Below are 18,979 nucleotides of genomic sequence, written 5' to 3' on the forward strand. Positions count from 1 at the left end.
GAAATAAGTTTTTTACCATTTTTTTAATAATAAAATTGAAATTCTTTAAATGTTGAAGATAACACGGAAAAGCGGTTGCTTTTTTTTTTTTTTTGCGAGACTTAGTATGAACTTTTTAAATAAAAAAGTTAGCCGAAAGACTTAATTAAAAAACGAAGGGAAATGGATTATTTATTTAGGGAAAATAATCCAAGAAAATAAAAATGAAAAAATTATTATCTATTTTAGGAGCAGTTGGGTTAACTGCTACTGCATCAAGTGCTGTTGTTGCTTGTGGTTCAACAAATGATAAAACACAAATCGATGACACCTCAACAAATGAAAACAAAATTAAAGAATTAACTCAGAAATTAGAAGAAGCTAACAAGCAATTAGCTCAAGCAAAAGAAGACTTAAATGAGGCAAATGGTAATGTTAAAGATTTAACAAATAAACTAGTAACTGCTAGTCAAGCAATGGATGAAGCAACTGTTAAATTTAAAGAGTTAGAAAACCAAGCTAAAATTAATGACATATTGTATGCTGCTGCTTGCGAAGCGTTAGTAAATACTCAAAAAGAATTAGAAGAAGCTAAAGAAAATAACGAAACTTTAACTTCAAACTTAGCAGAAAAACAAGCAGCTTTTGATGCTGCAAATAAAAAAGTTAAGCAATTAGAAAACGACAAAACAATTAACGATGCTTACTTAAGCATTGCAGAAGAAGCTTTATATAATACTCAAAAAGAATTAGAAAATACTCAAGATCAACTTACTGAAGCTAACAGAGCTAAAGCACAAGCTGAAAGAAACTTAAATGATAAAAACAATGAAAACATGAGAGCTCAAAACGAAATTGCTAAATTAAAAAACACATCAAGTTTTGATGGAACAAAAATGGCTCAAGATGTTTTCAAAGATCAATCTAAAGATGTTCTTGTTTATATGTTTGGTTTAAAAGATCCAATCAATTTAAACAATTTAACTAATGTATCGATTAAAGCAAAAGATGAAAACCAAAAAGTTGTAAAAATTGAAGGAACTAAATTAACAGGAACTGAAAACATCGGTTCAACTACTTTAATAATTAGTGCTGATGGAATTAACAACCGTGAATTCATTGTAACTAACAAAGGCGATGTTAAAGTTTTAACATTAACTGGTAATGAAAAAATGACTAAAGTTAATGAAAAAGAATATACAGTTAACTTAACTGCACCAACTAGTGAAAAAGGAACTGGAAAAGTAACTTTTGATACAACTGAAATTACTCTTTCAGGAGATTACCCTATTAATCTAGGGTTAGATAAAATTGTTGGGAATTCAAGTGTTTGTGAAATTTCTTTAAAAGATGACAAAACAATTTCTATTAAAGGAAAATCTATTGGAGTTTACACATTTACAATTAATAACCCCGGATACAACACTGTTGAAATTACAGTAAACGTTGGACAATAATAATTTAATATATCAATATAAGAAAAATCCTACTCTAGTAAATCTAGAATAGGATTTTTATTTTATATTAAGTTTTGTAACTAGAAGGAATGCAAGATTGCATTATTGTTGTAGTTAAAGAAAACTGAATTTGAATAAGGTATTACTTTAATAATATCTCCTGGTCATAAATAATCACTAGTATGAGCAGTAAAATCAGATTTTAAGAATTGAATTCAATAATCAACTCCAATTTTGGCGTTTTGTAATTGAATGTATTCATCTGAATTAGAGTAATTAGTTATGTAATTAATAATTCCGTTTTGTACATCACTAATAGGAGTTCCAACTCTTAAAACATCAGCCAATGCTTGTTGAGTTACGATTCTACTTATGTCAGTTGTTAAATTATAATCAATATCAACATAATCACTTACTAAAGCAATTCCATTAGCAGAAGTTCTATCATTGCATAAACCTTGTAATTTAATTTTATATCCAGTAGTTAATTGACTTGAGAATGATCCCTGTCTACCAGTACCAGAATTAGTTACAACTTGGTTTTGAGTTCCATCTGGATTTGCACTTTGAGTATATTTATTTCCATATCAGTCAGTAATAATTACTTGATAATCAAATCCTTGTGTAATTGGTGAATATCAAGACTTATCATAGTTTCAATAATTTTTGTATCGTCTAATTTGACTTGAAGAACCGTTACTAAACATTCCTTGGCTAGGGACATTATTCATGTTTTTAGCGGCAATATTTTGATTTCCTAAACGATAAGCTAAATGCGTTTCTTTAGGTTCGTTACTTGGGCTATTTCTATTCAAAGCACCATTAATTTGTCAGTTTATTTTTTCAAAGGCACCAAATTGGTTATAGTCTTTAGGATTTCCTGAACCAATAACGTCTCCCAACCCTGGTGCTTGGTTGTAGTCTCCAAAAATATCTTCATAGTCATATAAAGCTGGTCTTACAATTACGTCTACATTGCTTGTTTCAGAAATTTTGTTTTGACCAGCAATAGATCAAACTCCTAATCTAAAGTTTACTTTTTGAGTTGACGGCCAATACGGAGTTATTGCTGCGTGATAATAATTTGAACTAATTTGTGGATTCGCTAAAATTGCACTTACTCCATCTGGATTAGTATAATTTGTCCCAGGATAAGTATAATTTTTATTATCGCCAAAAAGAGTTCTATTTAATCAAATACTACTAATGTTATATTTTTTGGCTTTAGCATCATAATTTATATATTGCTTATAATCGTTGAAGTCCAATACAGATTGAGTTTCAGCGTAAATTAATCCTGCGATTGCTTTGTAATGTTTTCTTTGTCCAGGAATTTGTTCATTTGGATCATAATCAGATGTCACTCTAATTGTAGCTGTTCCTGTAAAAGTTTTATCATTTGGAGTTAATTTAATTCATTGTTCATAAGGGTTTTGAGTACCTCTTCCTTCTGGATCTGAGACTACATTTCAGTTAACATGATTTCAGCCATCTTGGCTAATTCCTACAGGATTAACATGAACTAAATCTTTTCAAATTGTTCATTTATTTCCACCTTCACCGTTAATATCGTCTTTAGAAGTTCCATCCAGCGTATATAATGATCAAATTCATTTATTATAAATAATTGAATTTAAATCATTTGTTGGTGTAGGTTTTAATTTATTAATATCAACAACAGTCACAACAAATGTTGCAGAGGCATTTGCTAAAGTTACAGTAACTTTTGTTGTTCCTTCTTTAATTCCCGCTACAACAATACTTGTTCCAGAAACTTGGGCTATAGCTATAGTCGGGTCGTCTGCCACAATTGTTGGTTTATGACCAATTGGTAAACTAGCTGGTGAATTAATTGAAAGAGTTCCTAAAACTCCATCATTTTTAACTTCTAAAGTATTTTGACTTAAGGTTAAGTTAGAAACCACAGGAACAACATTAACTGTTAGAGTGGTTGTTTTTCCTAATAAAGTAACAGTTACATTAGTAGTTCCTTCTTTTAATCCAGCTACATAAATTGTTGAACCATCAACGTTTGCTATAGCTGTATTCATATCATCAACTTTAATTACAGCATTATTTCCGTTTGGAATTGGTGTTGTAATTTTTGCAGTTGATGTTGTTCCAACTGGTAAAGTTAGTGAAGTTTTATCTAAAGTTAAACTATCAATTGTTGGTCTACTATCTTTTACAGTAACTGTAAAAGTAGTTGATTTATCCAAAACTCAAATTGTAAATTTAGCAGTTCCAACTTTTAATCCAACTATAGTAATTTGGTTATTGTTATCTTGACTAATAGTTGCTAAGGCAATTGATGAATCATCAACTTCAATTGAAGGTTTTACTTCCTTTGGAATTGAAGATGTAATTGTATTTGTAATACTTGAATTAATTTCTAAAGTTTCTGATGAATCCTTAACATTAACACTTTCAACTTTTGGTCTATTATCTTCAATAGTTACACTAATTTGTGCTGTTTTATCTAATGCCTTAACTGTAATAATTGTTGTACCAACTCCAGTTGCAGCAATTGTAATTGTTTTATCTGAAATTTCTGCAATTGCTACTTGCGCATTTTGGGAACCAACCATTAGTTCAACTCCGTTAGGGATTTCTGAATTAACAGTGATTATGTCATGTTCTCCTCACTCTAAATTAGATACATTTTTAGATAAGGTAATATCATCAACTTTTGGTGTGTTATCAACAACTGTAACAGTAATTACTTTTGTTTGATTAGCAACAATAATAGTGATTTGAGTTGTTCCAAGTTTTGGAGTTGAACCAACAATAATTCCATCATTTGTATTATTTGGCGAAGCAAAAGCAATACTATCATCAGCTGAACTTACTTTAACGAATTGTCCTGGTGGGACTTTGCTTGTAATTTTAATTCTTTTTAAATCACTTTGTGCCATTTGAATTGAATTAGCACAATCTAATTTAATAGGTTGAGCATCAGGTACATCAGTTTTAACTGTTACATCAATTGCAACTGATTTATTTCCTATTGTTAAATTAACAACTGTTGTTCCAATTTTATTTCCAACATAAGTAATTTTATTTCCAGAAACTTGAGCTAGAGAAACATTTGGATCTTCTGAATCAATTTGTGGGACTAAATCATTATTATTTTCAGCTACAAATGAAAATGTATCTGAAATAGTTTGTCCTTTAATGACTTCTACTTTTTGATTAGTAGTAATGCTTGTAACATTTGGTGCACTCGAAAGAACATCAACATTAATATCACAACTAACTCCTTCAACACTAACAGTAATCTTAGTTGACCCAACTTTTAAAGCAGCAATTGTAATAGTATTACCACTAACTGTAGCCATAGCTATACTTGGGTTTGCTGAAGAAATTTGTGCTGGTGAATAATCAGAAGTATCACTATCTGTAATTGGTAAATCACTTGGATTAGTGATTGTAATTACTTTAGTTTCTCCTTCTTTAATCTGTGGGTTTTTATCGCTTACTTCAACTGCAGTTGGAGTCTTTTTATTAGGTGCAACCATAACTTCTAAAGTTGTTGATTTGTCTAATACTCACACAGTTAAGGTTGTTTTACCAGCACTTAACGGAGCTATTTTAATAACGTATTTTGATTTATTATCAACATCTATAGAACCAATAGCAATATTTGGGTTTGAAGATTCGATTGACGGACGAACACCAACAGGGACATTAGAAGTAATACCTACCATGCCGGTTTCGTTAGTCTTAATTGAAATTGAAGATTGACTTAAAGTAACTTTATCAACCTTAGGTCTATTGTCTTGTACATTAACTTCAATTATTGTTTGCTTTTCTCCACAAATAACACTTATTTTTGTGCTTCCTTGCATTAATGCTGCAACAGTTATTAAATTACCTGTTATTTCAGCAATAGCAATTGTTTGATTAGCTGAAGAAACTTTGATTTCTTTTCCTTCAACGCTAGGATCTTTAATAGTTACATAACCAGTTTGAGTTATTTGTAAATCTAATCTGGTTTTATCAGTGATAATTTTTTGATCACCAGGATTCGGATGATTACCACTAATGTGTCCATATGCTGTTTGTGAACCACAAGCAACAACCGATGTTGCTGATGTAGCTACTAATCCTACCGATGCTAAGATTGATAAGAACTTTTTCACGTTTTCACCTCTTTTGTTACTTTGATTGTAAACTTTTATGTTTCATTTTAAAACTAATTTATTATGAAACTTTATAACTAAATAAAAATCAGAAGATTGGTTCTGATTTTTATTAAAGATTTTTATAGTTCTTTATTGGGTAATATTAATGTTTACTTTACCTAATTGAGAACCAATTTTAATATAAAGATCCCCGTTTCCTTGGTGCTTAGGTGTGATAATAATATCTCCATCATTTTTATCATATTTAGCATCATAACAGTTAGAATCTACTATAAAATTTGGAGCTGAACTTAAAACAACTTCTCTATTTGAAGGAAAATCACTTAAGATTTTGATTCTTGTTTCGTTTCCTTTTTTATTCTCTAAGTTAACTTGGTTATTATCAACCAAGATGTTTGGTACAGGTGCTGTTAATTTATCGGATGGAACAATTACACCTTCACCGTTTATTAAAATTTTGTGCATTTCTCTTCACTAACCTCTCTTAATGGATTCTTCCCGGAATTCGATAGGTTAATTTATTTCAGTAATTTGTTAATTTGATTATAGATAAAAAGAAAAATAAATAAACCAAAATTAAGGTATAAAAAAATCAACCTTTATTACTGGTTGATTAAATATTATGTATTTTAAGCTAATCTTAAAGTTCTTCGATTGCTTTCTTTTGATCGTTTCTGTGACGTTTACGGTCATTGATTGTTAATCATTTTTTACGTAATCTGATATCATCAGGTGTTACTTCAACTAATTCATCTCATTCGATAAATTCTAAAGCTTCTTCTAATGTCATTTTCTTTCATGGTGAAAGTTTTGTTGATTCATCAGTTCCACTTGAACGAGTATTAGTTAATTTTTTACCTGTAGTTGGGTTAACATCTAAGTCATTACTTCTTGAGTGTTGTCCAACAATCATTCCTTCATAAACTTCAGTTTGAGGACCAACAAATAGAGTTCCTCTTGGTTCTAAACCACTTAAAGCGTAAGCTACAGTAACTCCGTTAGCCATAGAAATCATAACTCCGTTTTGACGAGATTCGATTGCACCTTTGTATGGTTCAAATCCGTTTGATGATTGCACTAAGATTCCTTCTCCGTGGGTATCATTTGTAAATTCAGATCTAAATCCAATTAAAGCACGTAATGGCACATTGTAAGTTACTTTATCACGAACTCCATCAGAATCCATATCTAACATCATTCCTTTACGTAGGTTTAATTTGTTGATTACAGTTCCTGAGTATTCAGTTGGAACGTTAATAATAACTTTTTCCATTGGTTCCATAATTTCTCCAGTTTGTGGATTTTTATGGAAGATAACTTCTGGTGAAGAAATTCCTAATTCGAATCCTTCACGACGCATTTGTTCAATTAAAACAGAAAGGTGTAATTCTCCACGTCCTAAAACTTTGAATCCTTCAACATCTGAATTAACTAAAGGTTCAACTCTTAAACCAACGTTAACTTCTAATTCTTTTTCTAGACGTTCTTTGATGTTACGTGAAGTTACGAATTTACCAACACGACCAGCAAAAGGTGAAGTATTAACTAAGAAGTTCATACTCATTGTTGGTTCTTCAATTTTAATTGGGTCCATTGCTTTAACATTGTTTAACTCTCCAACAGTATCCCCAATTGAAATTTCTGGTAATCCAGCAATAACAACGATATCTCCAGCACTAGCTTCTTCCACTTCAACACGGTTTAATCCTTGGTAAACAAAGACTTTAGTAATTTTTCCGTTGTATTGAGTACCATCATTTCTAATAACTGAAACACTTTGTCCAGCTTTAGCTTTACCTTCAAATAATCTTCCGATTCCTAATCTTCCGATGAAAGGATCATATGCTAATGATGAAACTTGCATTCTTGTTGGGTTAGCTGATAAATCAGTGTCATAACTTCCAACTTGAGTAACGATTGTTTCTAATAATGGTGATAAGTCTTTTGAAGGTGTTGTCATATCATATTGAGCAATTCCTTCTTTTGCAATTCCATATAATACTGGGAAGTTCATTTGTGATTCGTCAGCATCTAATTCCATGAATAATTCTAAAACTTCATCAACAACTTCTTCAGCACGTTGGTCTTTTTTATCGATTTTGTTAATCATTAAAATTGGGTGTAATCCCAATTCTAAAGCTTTTTGAGTAACGAAACGTGTTTGAGGCATTGGTCCTTCACTTGAGTCAACTAAAAGAATAACAGTATCAACAGTTTTCATAATACGTTCAACTTCTGATGAGAAGTCAGCGTGGCCTGGTGTATCAACGATGTTAATTTTGATTCCTTTATACTCAATTGCACAGTTCTTAGAATAAATTGTGATTCCACGTTCTTTTTCTTGATCATTACTATCCATAACTTGTGCATCAATTTCTTGGTTATCTCTAAAGACACCAGCTTGGTTTAATAAACCATCTACTAAAGTAGATTTACCAGCATCAACGTGAGCAATAACCGCAATATTAATAATTTTTTTTGCGTCCATTTTATTTCTTCTTTCTATTTAAACGGTTAAATTTTTCAGTAAATAACTAATTAATTCTACCATAGTTTAAAATTTATAAAAATAGAAAAAATCGCTCAATGTTTAACGTTTTTATAAAAGTCCTAAAATTGTGTAAACATAAGGAAAAAACTGGAAAAAATCCCGAATTATTTTAAATTTCTTTTTCATTTTTTCTCTATTAAAACAAGAGAAAAAAGATACTTTATTCGATAGAATGTTAATGGCTTTTTTATCCACTATATAAAATTAGCTAATGAATGCCATTCAAATAACTTAACTAGAAATGGCTTTCATTTGATAAAAGCAAAGGAGGTAGAACTCCGATGACAAATGAAAGTTTAAAAGTATTAACTATATGTCTTTGCTTTGTAACAATAATTATTGTTGTTATTTTGCTTTCAAAATAGTTAGTCTTTAACTAAAGATAAATGCGCGGAATAGTGGTCTGCGTATTTTTTAAAATAAAAAAGTACCCTTTTAAAATCAAGGGTACTTTTGATAGTTGTTTCTTTCGAAACAAGCCATTCAAATAACTTACTTATATTTTACTTCTCTTTTGCTAAAATTCAATAAGAATTAAATTAAAAAAGAATCCTATAAAGGATTCTTTGTGTGTGTTTATGTTTCTTTCGAAACATGATCTACACGCCTACCTATTAATATTTTATAATTAATTCTCTTTTTTACAATATCTTTTAAAAAATAAAAACATCCAATTAAGGATGTCCTTATGTAAGCATTTCTTTCCAAACACAATCTATATGTATACCTATTAATATTTTACTATTTTTTATTATTTTCAAAAGCTTTATCTAAACTTAAAAGGATTTTAAATTCATTAACCATTTCTTGACGATTGTCTGTAATGTATTTAATTTCTTGAAGTTGTTGATTCATGACTTTTGGTTGTTGTAATTCTAAGTAATATTCTTTTAATAATAAAAGATTGTAAGCAACTAATTCTGATGTAAATAATCAGAAGAATAAGAAGTTAGCTTGAGTAATTTCATCTTCGTCTCAATCGAAGATTTCACCTTCAATTTGGTCTAAAAAGACATTAGTGTAATCGAAGAAATCATATAAGTCTTCATAAAATTTAGCTAAGTCCTTTTCTTGATTCATTTCAACAACAATAGTTTTTAAATGTTCTAAAAAGAAGTGCATACTATCTGGAATACTTAAAACTTTTAAACTATCTGTCATTTGAGCAACATGATCTTTTGCAACCTTGGTAATCGCTGCAAATTCAGCAAAATCAATGTCTTTATCTGGGTAACGATAAACTAGTTTTTGATAAATATCATCTTTTTCAATGCTCATTAAAGCATCTAAAGTATCATTTAAGATATTAAAGAAAACAAACAAACGCATTAAAGCGATTTGTTGAATAGTTACTCTATCATCTTCTTCTGAAGTGATTTCAGGAACAACAAAAGCTAAAGGAAAGTTATCAGATAATTCATCAGTTTTCATTCTTAATTCATCAATGCTTCTGTTTTTAATTCACATTTCTTTAAGTTCATTAATTTGTTCAATTACATCATAATCTTCAGCATTTTCAATGATAAAGAATTCTTCATCAACAACTTTATTAAGATTTTCTAAATACTTAGTTTTTTTACTCATCTAAAAAGAACTCCTTTAATTTATGTGTTAATTTTAACATTCAAAACCCTATTAGATTTATTTTTATATTAAGATATAGGTTAAGTAAACAAATTATAAAAAGGAGTTATTAGAAAAATGAAAAAATATGGAATATACAATGCTGGACCTTTATTCACTGAAGGTGAATGAAACCAAAGAAAATTAGAAGGACAACAACTTCGCGATACTTTAGATATGGATTTAATCGATATCTGAAATCCAGTTGATTATGACTTTAACGATGCTGATGCTGGTCGTACCAACAAAGGAATTTTTGATTATGACTACTCTACTATTCAAAAATCACAATTCGCAATCTTTGATTTAAATAATGGAGATCCAGGAACATTAGTTGAGTTTGGAATTTATGTTGAAAAAGCTTTAAACAATCCAAACATCTTCTTAATTGTCAAAGAATCAGACTTCCGTGCTTTAATTCCACAAAACATTGGAGAATATCCAAGTTATGGAGCAAATGGTTTTGTGACTGGAGTTTTATACAACGATCAATTATTATGAGGAAATAAAATCCCTCAAGTTTATTTAGTTGGTAATTCAAAAGAAGCTGCTAACGTTGTTAAAAACATTATGGATGTTTTAGAAAATGATAAAACAATCGATAAAAAAGCATTCCACAAAGAAAATAGTGAAATGCTTTATAAATTTGGTCAAACTGCTGAATTCAAAGGTTTATAAAATTAAATATTTATATTAAATACCTCAGTTATCTAATGCTGAGGTATTTTCTTTATAATCAGGTTTATATTTATAAACCTGATTTCAAAATTGTTTTGAATGATTTGGGTTTTCTAAGTGAGAAAGTTCATGAACAATCACACTATCAATCACTTCAACTGGAAAATGAATTAAACGGATATTAAAGATTAATTTCTTTTCTTTAGGATAACAAGCTCCTCATTTACCAACAACATTTTTAATTGATAAATTATCAAATTCAACATTCATTTTTTCAGCTCACATCTTAGCTCTGCTTAAAAATCAATTATGATAATACTTACTTAAAAAAGTATAAAGTTTTTTTAATTGTAAATTAGAATCATAATAATTCTTCATTTCAAAGCCTTGTTTTGTAGCTTTAGTATTGATATTTGCATCAACTATGTTGACTCTAACTTTTTCATCAAAGATTTTGATTCAAGGTTTTGTTGTAGTCAGATCGTATTTATTATTACGAGCAAACTTTTCTTTAAGTTTATTTATCTTGCTATAGTTCTGACGAATCATAGCTTCAATTTCTGCTATCTTTACTTTACTTGGAGCAGAAACATGGATTTCTCCGTTACGTACACGCATCACAATATTTTTTTGATTATCGTTTAACTTTAAAAAGTACTCAACTTTTTCACCACTAACGCTGACATGTAGTTTTTGAACTTGATTCATTTTAATCGTCTAGTTTTAAAACCGCTACGAAAGCATCTTGTGGAACTTCGACTCTTCCAATTTGTTTCATACGTTTTTTACCTTCTTTTTGTTTTTCAAGTAATTTTTTCTTACGTGAAATATCAGCTGCATGTAATTTTCAAGTAACGTCTTTTCGATACGCTTTAATTGTTTCTCTGGCAATTACCTTATTTCCGATTGAAGCTTGAACCGGAATTTCAAAGTTTTGACGCGGAATAATTTCTTTTAATTTCTTAGTTAATTCTCTCCCACGTTCATAAGCAAATTGATTGTTAACAATCATTGATAAAGCATCAACCATTTCTCCATTTAAAAGAATGTCCATTTTTACTAATTTAGATTCTTGATATCCAATTGGTTCATATTCAAATGAAGCATAACCATGAGAAATAGATTTTAATTTATTAAAGAAATCAAAAATGATTTCTGCTAATGGCATATCATAAACTAATTCCATTCTTGTATCATCAACATAAACTAAATCACGATAAACTCCTAATTTAGATTGCATTAAATTCATTAAATCTCCAACATATTCACCTGGTGTTGTAACTTTAATATTTACATAAGGTTCTTCAATCATTTTAATCTTTTGTGGATCTGGTAATAATGATGGGTTATCAATTTCAATTACATCACCATTAGTTAAAGTTACTCTATAAATAACTGATGGAGTTGTTGCAATTAGGTTTAAGTTATATTCACGTTCTAAACGTTCTTGGATAACTTCCATATGTAATAATCCTAAGAAACCAACTCTAAATCCAAATCCTAAAGCTTGTGAACTTTCTGGTTCATAAACTAAAGCAGAATCTGATAATTCAATTTTTTCTAAAGCTTCTTTAAAGTCTTCATATCTTGCATTATCAACTGGATAAATTCCAGAATAAACCATTGGTTTTAATTTTTTATAACCAGGTAAAGGTTCAGTTGCAGGGTTTTTAGCTAAAGTAATAGTATCTCCAACATGAACGTCTTTAATAGTTTTAATTGAAGCAGAAATTCATCCAACTTCTCCGGCTTCTAACATATCTTTTTTTAAGATTTTTGGAGTTTTAACTCCAACTTCAGTAACTTCATATTCAGCCCCATTAGACATCATTTTAATTTTGTCACCAACTTTGATTGTTCCTTGTCTTAAACGAACAGACATCACAACTCCAAGGTATTGATCATAATAACTATCAAAAATTAAAGCTCTTAATGGTTCTTTGTCATTTGCATCCATTGGGTATGGAATTTTAGCAACAATGGCTTCAAGAACATCTTCAACATTTAATCCAGTCTTAGCACTAATTTCTGGTGCATCGGTTGTATCTAAACCAATAATATTTTCAATTTGTTCTTTTGTTCTTTCAACATCAGCACTTGGTAAATCTACTTTATTAATTACTGGAATAATTTCTAAGTCATTATCCAATGCTAAATAAACGTTAGCTAAGGTTTGTGCTTCAACTCCTTGAGTTGCATCCACAACTAAAATAGCTCCTTCACAAGCAGCTAAACTTCTTGAAACTTCATATTGGAAGTCCACATGTCCTGGTGTATCAATTAAGTTGAAAACATATTCTTGTCCATCTTTTGCTTTGTATTTTAATTGTACTGAGTTTAATTTAATGGTAATTCCACGTTCACGTTCAATATCCATTGAGTCTAATAACTGTTCTTGCATCTCTCTTGTAGCAACTGTATCAGTCATTTCTAAAATACGGTCTGCTAAAGTTGATTTCCCATGGTCGATATGAGCGATAATACTAAAGTTTCTAATTTTCTTTTTATCCATAAACAACCCTCCTTATTATTTCTATTTTTTATTGTTAACTATTTTTTTATAAAAAGTATTTATCTCTTTGAATTATACTAAATCTTATTCTTTTAACAAAAGAAAAAATCACTGATGTGATTTTATCGTTTTATATTACGGTCCATGAAACTTAGAATATCTTGTTCAACTTGTCTATGTTCTGGTTCAAACAAGATTTCATGTCTTAAATTTGGATAAAGAATCATTTCAACATTGTATCCAAGTTTTTCATAATGTTCTGAAACTTTTTCGACACCTTTACCATAAAAACCAACTGGATCATCTAATCCAGAAATAATTAAGATTGGTAAAGACTTTCTAGTCAATTCGATGTTTCTTTTCTTTTGAATTGTTAATAATCCATCAAACATATCTTTAAATCCAGAATTTGTAAAAACAAATCCTGATTTTGGATCATTTTGAAATTCTTCTTGAATTTCTTGGTTTCTAGTTTGTCATTCACTACCAGTTAAATTCTTTTTATCTTTAGCAAATTTATTATTAAATTTGGAATAAGAAAGTTTGTGAATTAATTTTCCAGGTTTTTTACCACGACCAATTAAACAATTAAATTCAGCAACGATTTCACCTAAAATTAATTCAGATTTTGGATAATCTGTAGTCCCACTTAAGATTAAGCCATCAATGGTATTTGAGAATTTTATAGCATAGTTTCTTGCTATAAAACTTCCCATAGAATGTCCTAACATAAAGATTGGTAATTCATTATAATAACGATTAATGTAATTGTTAATAACCAATTCATCATCAACAATTTTCTTTCAACCATGATGTTTTGCAAAATAACCTAATGGTTCATTATTGTCATCAGCAGTTTTACCATGACCTCTATGATCATCTCCAATAACAATGAAACCTTTTTTGTTCATGTCTTGTGCAAAACCATCATAACGACCCATATGCTCGGCACTACCATGTACTAATTGAATTACTCCAACAGGTTTTTCAACATCATCTCATAAATAACAACTTAAGATTTTGTTACCAGTTGTGCTTAATTTGAATTCTTTCATTAATTCTTCACTAACCTTTCTTGGTAATCTTTACTAGCTTCACCAGCTAGTTTATCAACTAACTCATTTCCAGCTTCACCACTATGTCCTTTAACTCAAACAAAACGTAATTCAACTTTTTTAGAAATCTTATTTGTGAAATCTTTATATTTTTTAGTAAGTTCTTTGTTTGCTTTTCATTCACCTGTTGCTCAAGCTGAAATACCTTGATAATCATGATGAATTTCTAGTTTTTTGATATTGTGGTTATAAGCATATTCCATAACTTTAGCAGCCCCATCAATTTCTCCAGCTACGTTTCTTAAATCAGCACGTTCACTATCAAATTTTCTTTGGCTCATTTCTAGAATCCCATTTTCTAGAAATATTGCTGCTCCATATGAATAAGAATGATCATCACTTCTATAACTTCCATCAGTATAAGCTATAGTTCAATTTGAATTATCATTTTCATTTAAGTTTCCAACAAAAGCTCACGCTTCTTGTTCGGTTGGAAATGCTTTAAAGACAGGATTTTTATAACCTTCAATTTGTTTATTCATTTCCGGTCATGTTTTATAAACACCAGGTTTCTTCCCTTTTTTGACTGCGTAATATTTTTCAGCCATTAATATGCTCTTCCAAAGTAAGCTTTAATCGTTGTTTTCATTCCACAATTAAAGCAAGGTTCTTCACTATGATCATATTCAAATGGAATACAACGTGAATTTGTTGAAGTACGTTTTTTAACTTCTTCTTCACACTCAACTCTTCCACAGAAAGGAACTAAGTATAAACCTGGTTTTGTGTTAATTCCTTTTTCGTATTCATCAATAGTTTTAGCTTCAAAAGTATGAGTAGCTAAATTATTTTTAGCGCGAGTAAATAATCTTTCATCATAATTTGTGATCTCTTTAGTTACAAAATCAACAACTTCATCAAGCTTAACTTGAGTTTTTTCTTGATTATCACGAGCAGAAATTGTTACAACTCCGTTTTGTAAATCACGAGGTCCAACTTCAATACGTAACGGAATCCCTTTAATTTCTGCTTCAGAAATTTTGAATCCAAATGATTTATCAGAATCATCAATTTTTACTCTGAAAGTATCCATTAAATCTTGTTTTAGTTTTTTAGAAACTTCAACAATTTGTTCATCATCGTTTTTAATTTGAATAATTTGAACTTGAGTTGGAGCAACTTTACTTGGTAAAACTAATCCTTGATCATCTGAGTGAGTCATGATTAAAGCCCCAATTAATCTAGTTGTTACTCCTCAACTAGTTCCGTATGGATGTTCAACTCCACTTTCTTTGTTTTGGAAGTTAATATCATAAACTTTAGAGAAGTTATCTCCTAAATAATGAGAAGTTCCAGATTGTAAAGCTTGTCCATCATACATTAATGATTCAATAGTATAAGTTTCTTTAGCACCATTAAAACGTTCTTTTTCAGTTTTAATTCCAGGCACAACAGGTAATAGTAAGTATTCGTTTGCAAATTTTGTATAAACATCTAACATGGTTCTTGCAAATTCTTGTGCTTCTTGTGGAGTTGAATGCATTGTATGTCCTTCTTGTCATAAGAACTCAGAAGTTCTTAAGAAAGGACGAGTGTTTTTTTCTCATCTCATAACATTAACTCATTGGTTATTTTTAATTGGTAAGTCACGATATGATTGAATATTATTTTTAAAGTATTGTGAAAATAAAACTTCACTAGTGGGGCGAATGTATAAATCTTCATCTAATTGTTTATCTCCAACTTTAGTAACAGTTAATACTTCTGGAGCAAAACCTTCAATATGGTCTTTTTCTTTTTGAAATAAAGAAGCTGGAATTAATAATGGTAGATAAACATTTTCTACATCTAATTTCTTAAATTCTTTATCTAAGTTTTGCATAATTAATTCTCAAATTCCAAAACCATATGGTTTGAAAATCATAGTTCCTTTAACTGGTCCATATTCAATTAAGTTTGCTTGAGTAACGACATCTGTATATCATTTTGAAAAGTCATCGTCTCTTGAAGTCATTCTATTTAATTTATTATTAGCCATTGTCTTTCTCCTTAGTTTCTTCTCTCGGTTGAGTGATTGTAATTGTGTCTTCTCTCTTTTTGGGACTTCTTCTTTTTAAACGCTTTATTTCAGCATTATTCCCATAATAGACATCAATATCAAGATCTGCCATTTTAACCATTTGTTCAATATTTTTTAACGGTTTTTCACGTCTAATCATAATTCAAGCAATTGATTCTGCTGGAATTGTTTCATGAACACTTACTAACTTTAATGAAGAATCATAAACTCAATCATTAACAGTTTGTTCTGCTAATTTTAAAGGATCAATTCCAATTACACAAAGGTTTTCTAACTTAACATGCGCATCTGTTGCTCATTTTCAAAAATAAGCTCTTGAAGAATTATCTAATTCTAAATCAACTGATTCATCATGTTGCAGATAAGATCAAACATAATAAGTTTCATCCTTACTTAAATTGATGTTTTTTAATTGTGTAATTCCATTTTCAATAATGTTTAAAATGTTGCGATAGTCAGTATAAAAAAGAAAAAACGAAACATCTTTTTTTTGTGCTAGTTTTAATATTTTTTTCTTTTCACTTTTGTTCATTAAGAACAACGAATTGAAAAAGTCTTCGTAGACCAAAGAGTTTGGGTTTCTTTTTTTCTTTTTCATACGACCAATCCTTTCTATAATTATAATAGAAATAAAAGTCCGGACAAAAGAAGTCGGGTTTAAAAATAAAAAATGATTGTATTCCTACAATCATTTAACACTTTCCTTTATAAAATGGCGGGTTGAGAGAGATTCGAACTCTCGCGCCGGAAACCCGACCTAACACCTTAGCAGGGTGCCCTCTTCGGCCTCTTGAGTATCAACCCATAAAAAGTACTTTATCATTATACACAAATTGTATTTATAAAGTAACATTTATTTAACCTAAGACTTAGATAAAGTTCTTTAAATAAGTTGGTTTTAAAAGTTCTGGATTTTCAATTAATTCAAATTTTGGTTTTAAAGCTAAATAATTAGCACTAAAGTCTAAATCTTGATAATCTTTAACAACTTGATAACTACTTCAAGCTTCATTATTTAAATATTCTTTATCTAAATCTTCAATTGAAATTAGTTGTTCTTGAACTTGAGGTTCAGCATTATCATAAATACCTAAATAATATTTCTTCCCTCTTGCATCAAGCAAAGAGATTTTTTTATTCATTCCAGCTTGATATAGTAAAGAATTAATTACATAAACATTATATTTAACATTTAAGGTTTTTAAAGTTTTAACCATTGTTAAACCAACACGTTCTCCAGTATAACTACCAGGTCCTGTTGTGACATAAAGATTAGTAATATCATGAATAGTTAAGTTATTCTTTTTTAACATTTCTTGTAAGTTAGGAATAAAAACATCAGAAACTTTTTTAGTATCTTTTAAAACAAATTGATCAATGATTTTATTATCTTTTTCTAAGATTAAAATTAAGTTTCAATTTGAAGTATCAATAAATAAATTCATTTCTTAATCTCTGCTTTCTATTGTTACTAAACGAGTAGTATCTCCTGTTTTTGTAATATTAATTTTATAATTTTTGTAATTATCATAATCAAAATCAACATTGTCATATCATTCAATAATATTAAAATCTTGTTCTGGAGTTTCTAAGTATAGATATAAGTCATCGTTTTTTGTTAAACGATAAGCATCCATATGATTAATATTTAACGATCCATTATCATATTGGTTCATGATAACAAAGGTTGGTGAAGTTACACTTTCTTCAACACCAAGTTCTTTTAATAAAGATTTAGTTAAAGTGGTTTTCCCAGCTCCTAAATATCCACTCATTAAAAAGAACACTCCGGGTTTTGCTAACTTCACTAATTCTTTTGCTAATTTTTTTGTATCTTCTAAACTAGCTAGTTCTACTTCTTTACGCATTTTTATCAGCCTTTGGTTTTTTAGTTGCTGGTTTTGTAGCTGGTTTAGTTGTTTTTTCTTTGATTGTTTTTGGCTTAACAACTCTTGGTTTAGCAGTAGTTTGGACTTCACCATGAGCTAAAACATCAGGATTCATTTTTAAATTAAATAAGTTCCCAACTTTTTTAAAGTAGTCTGCTTTGATTGGTAAAGGTTTTCCTTCTTCAAACATTAAAGCAGTTTGTCCAGCACGGTCAAATGCCATTGCTAATCCTAAAAGAACATCTCAGTTTTTAGCAGCTAAATAAGAACCTTGATGTTTAATCATTAAAACATCATATTTCTTAAAGCTGTTCTCACAAGCATCTCAAAGTTCTTCTGAAGGATCTAACATATCATCAACTAACCCGATTCCAGCTGGTGTAAATCTTGCTAAATCTGGATATCCATTTCACATTGTATATGCAAATTCAGTTTCTGTTTGATCATGTAAATTATAAGTATATTCTTGTGAGTAAGAAGTTGAAACATAAGCAGTAGCTCTATGTAAAGGATCTCTTGATAAAGCTGCATTATGAATTGCTAAGTGTTGTTCTAATCTTCTTGTTGGTTTTGTTCCGTATAAACCTCACATTAATTGGTAAGCTTTACCATCTGGAGTAATTTTAATAATTCCACAGAACTTGTGAGTTTTCGAACCAACTAAAGCAATTTGTCTTGTTGGAATTCCATCTGCCGTTACTAAAATGTAACGGTTTTTTAAGTTTGGATATTCATGTTTTAATGGATAAACTCTTGGATTATATTCATCTAAAAAATAAGATTCTAAACTTGCTTCATCAATAATTAAGGTTTGACTTGAATTATCTCCAGGAATTCAATTAGCTCCAGCAAATGTTGTTGCCACATCTGCTAAATATCTAATTAAACTTGCCTTACTAATACCACTATTTAATTTCATTAACTTTCTCCTTTAATAAATAACTATAAAGATTTTAACATTAAGAATTAACATTTAATATCAATCACCTTATAGACATAAAAAAACTAGA

The 18,979-nt window shown here is 29.5% G+C and carries 15 protein-coding genes and 1 tRNA gene; 2 read left to right on the forward strand and 14 right to left on the reverse strand.

The features are described 5' to 3' along the window. The first annotated feature begins 203 nt into the window (after positions 1–203). The gene (locus CP520_RS02325; RefSeq protein WP_096862866.1) at positions 204–1,436 is read left to right on the forward strand and encodes a lipoprotein; all 1,233 of its coding nucleotides are present in this window, start codon (positions 204–206) and stop codon (positions 1,434–1,436) included. A gap of 80 nt (positions 1,437–1,516) precedes the next feature. On the opposite strand, the gene CP520_RS02330 is transcribed toward CP520_RS02325, so the two are convergent. From CP520_RS02330 to CP520_RS02345, 4 genes are all read right to left on the reverse strand, one after another. Next, positions 1,517–5,578: a lipoprotein gene (locus CP520_RS02330; protein WP_096862867.1), complete on the reverse strand. Its 4,062-nt coding sequence runs from the start codon at positions 5,576–5,578 to the stop codon at positions 1,517–1,519. 132 nt (positions 5,579–5,710) lie between these two features. Next, a complete protein-coding gene (locus CP520_RS02335; protein WP_096862868.1) occupies positions 5,711–6,046 on the reverse strand; it encodes a hypothetical protein in 336 nt (111 codons plus the stop codon). A gap of 175 nt (positions 6,047–6,221) precedes the next feature. Beyond that, on the reverse strand, positions 6,222–8,069 hold the full coding sequence (gene typA, locus CP520_RS02340; protein WP_096862869.1) for a translational GTPase TypA: 1,848 nt from the start codon (positions 8,067–8,069) through the stop codon (positions 6,222–6,224). A gap of 804 nt (positions 8,070–8,873) precedes the next feature. Then, complete coding sequence (locus tag CP520_RS02345; RefSeq protein WP_096862870.1) at positions 8,874–9,716, reverse strand: hypothetical protein; 843 nt, start codon at positions 9,714–9,716, stop codon at positions 8,874–8,876. 117 nt (positions 9,717–9,833) lie between these two features. Between CP520_RS02345 and CP520_RS02350 the strand changes: the two genes are divergently transcribed. Further along, complete coding sequence (locus CP520_RS02350; protein ID WP_096862871.1) at positions 9,834–10,433, forward strand: nucleoside 2-deoxyribosyltransferase; 600 nt, start codon at positions 9,834–9,836, stop codon at positions 10,431–10,433. Between the two features lie 15 nt (positions 10,434–10,448). On the opposite strand, the gene CP520_RS02355 is transcribed toward CP520_RS02350, so the two are convergent. The 10 genes from CP520_RS02355 to CP520_RS03710 form a co-directional block, all read right to left on the reverse strand. Further along, positions 10,449–11,141, reverse strand: coding sequence for a M48 family metallopeptidase (locus CP520_RS02355; RefSeq protein ID WP_096862872.1), 693 nt, complete (start codon positions 11,139–11,141; stop codon positions 10,449–10,451). 1 nt (position 11,142) lies between these two features. Beyond that, positions 11,143–12,945, reverse strand: a complete 1,803-nt coding sequence (gene lepA, locus CP520_RS02360) for a translation elongation factor 4 (protein WP_096862873.1) — start codon at positions 12,943–12,945, stop codon at positions 11,143–11,145. Between the two features lie 122 nt (positions 12,946–13,067). Then, positions 13,068–14,000: an alpha/beta fold hydrolase gene (locus CP520_RS02365; protein WP_096862874.1), complete on the reverse strand. Its 933-nt coding sequence runs from the start codon at positions 13,998–14,000 to the stop codon at positions 13,068–13,070. Next, positions 14,000–14,608, reverse strand: a complete 609-nt coding sequence (locus tag CP520_RS02370; RefSeq protein ID WP_096862875.1) for a ribonuclease H1 domain-containing protein — start codon at positions 14,606–14,608, stop codon at positions 14,000–14,002. The genes CP520_RS02365 and CP520_RS02370 overlap by 1 nt, the downstream gene beginning before the upstream one ends. Continuing rightward, positions 14,608–16,038 carry a proline--tRNA ligase gene (proS, locus tag CP520_RS02375; RefSeq protein WP_096862876.1) on the reverse strand — a complete coding sequence of 477 codons (1,431 nt, stop codon included), beginning with the start codon at positions 16,036–16,038 and terminating at the stop codon, positions 14,608–14,610. Before proS ends, CP520_RS02370 begins: the two co-directional genes overlap by 1 nt. Continuing rightward, positions 16,031–16,678 carry a hypothetical protein gene (locus CP520_RS02380; RefSeq protein ID WP_096862877.1) on the reverse strand — a complete coding sequence of 216 codons (648 nt, stop codon included), beginning with the start codon at positions 16,676–16,678 and terminating at the stop codon, positions 16,031–16,033. The genes proS and CP520_RS02380 overlap by 8 nt, the downstream gene beginning before the upstream one ends. Before the next feature lie 115 nt (positions 16,679–16,793). Next, positions 16,794–16,884: transfer RNA gene (locus CP520_RS02385), tRNA-Ser, on the reverse strand. Between the two features lie 65 nt (positions 16,885–16,949). Continuing rightward, a complete protein-coding gene (gene tsaB, locus CP520_RS02390) occupies positions 16,950–17,525 on the reverse strand; it encodes a tRNA (adenosine(37)-N6)-threonylcarbamoyltransferase complex dimerization subunit type 1 TsaB (RefSeq protein ID WP_096862878.1) in 576 nt (191 codons plus the stop codon). Positions 17,526–17,528: 3 nt separating this feature from the next. Then, positions 17,529–17,948 carry a tRNA (adenosine(37)-N6)-threonylcarbamoyltransferase complex ATPase subunit type 1 TsaE gene (tsaE, locus tag CP520_RS02395; protein WP_157755778.1) on the reverse strand — a complete coding sequence of 140 codons (420 nt, stop codon included), beginning with the start codon at positions 17,946–17,948 and terminating at the stop codon, positions 17,529–17,531. Then, positions 17,941–18,888 carry a class II aldolase/adducin head domain-containing protein gene (locus tag CP520_RS03710; RefSeq protein ID WP_157755779.1) on the reverse strand — a complete coding sequence of 316 codons (948 nt, stop codon included), beginning with the start codon at positions 18,886–18,888 and terminating at the stop codon, positions 17,941–17,943. Before CP520_RS03710 ends, tsaE begins: the two co-directional genes overlap by 8 nt. Between the last annotated feature and the right edge of the window lie 91 nt (positions 18,889–18,979).

The organism is Mesoplasma lactucae ATCC 49193, from assembly GCF_002441935.1.
Lineage (GTDB): Bacteria > Bacillota_I > Bacilli_A > Mycoplasmatales > Mycoplasmataceae > Edwardiiplasma > Edwardiiplasma lactucae.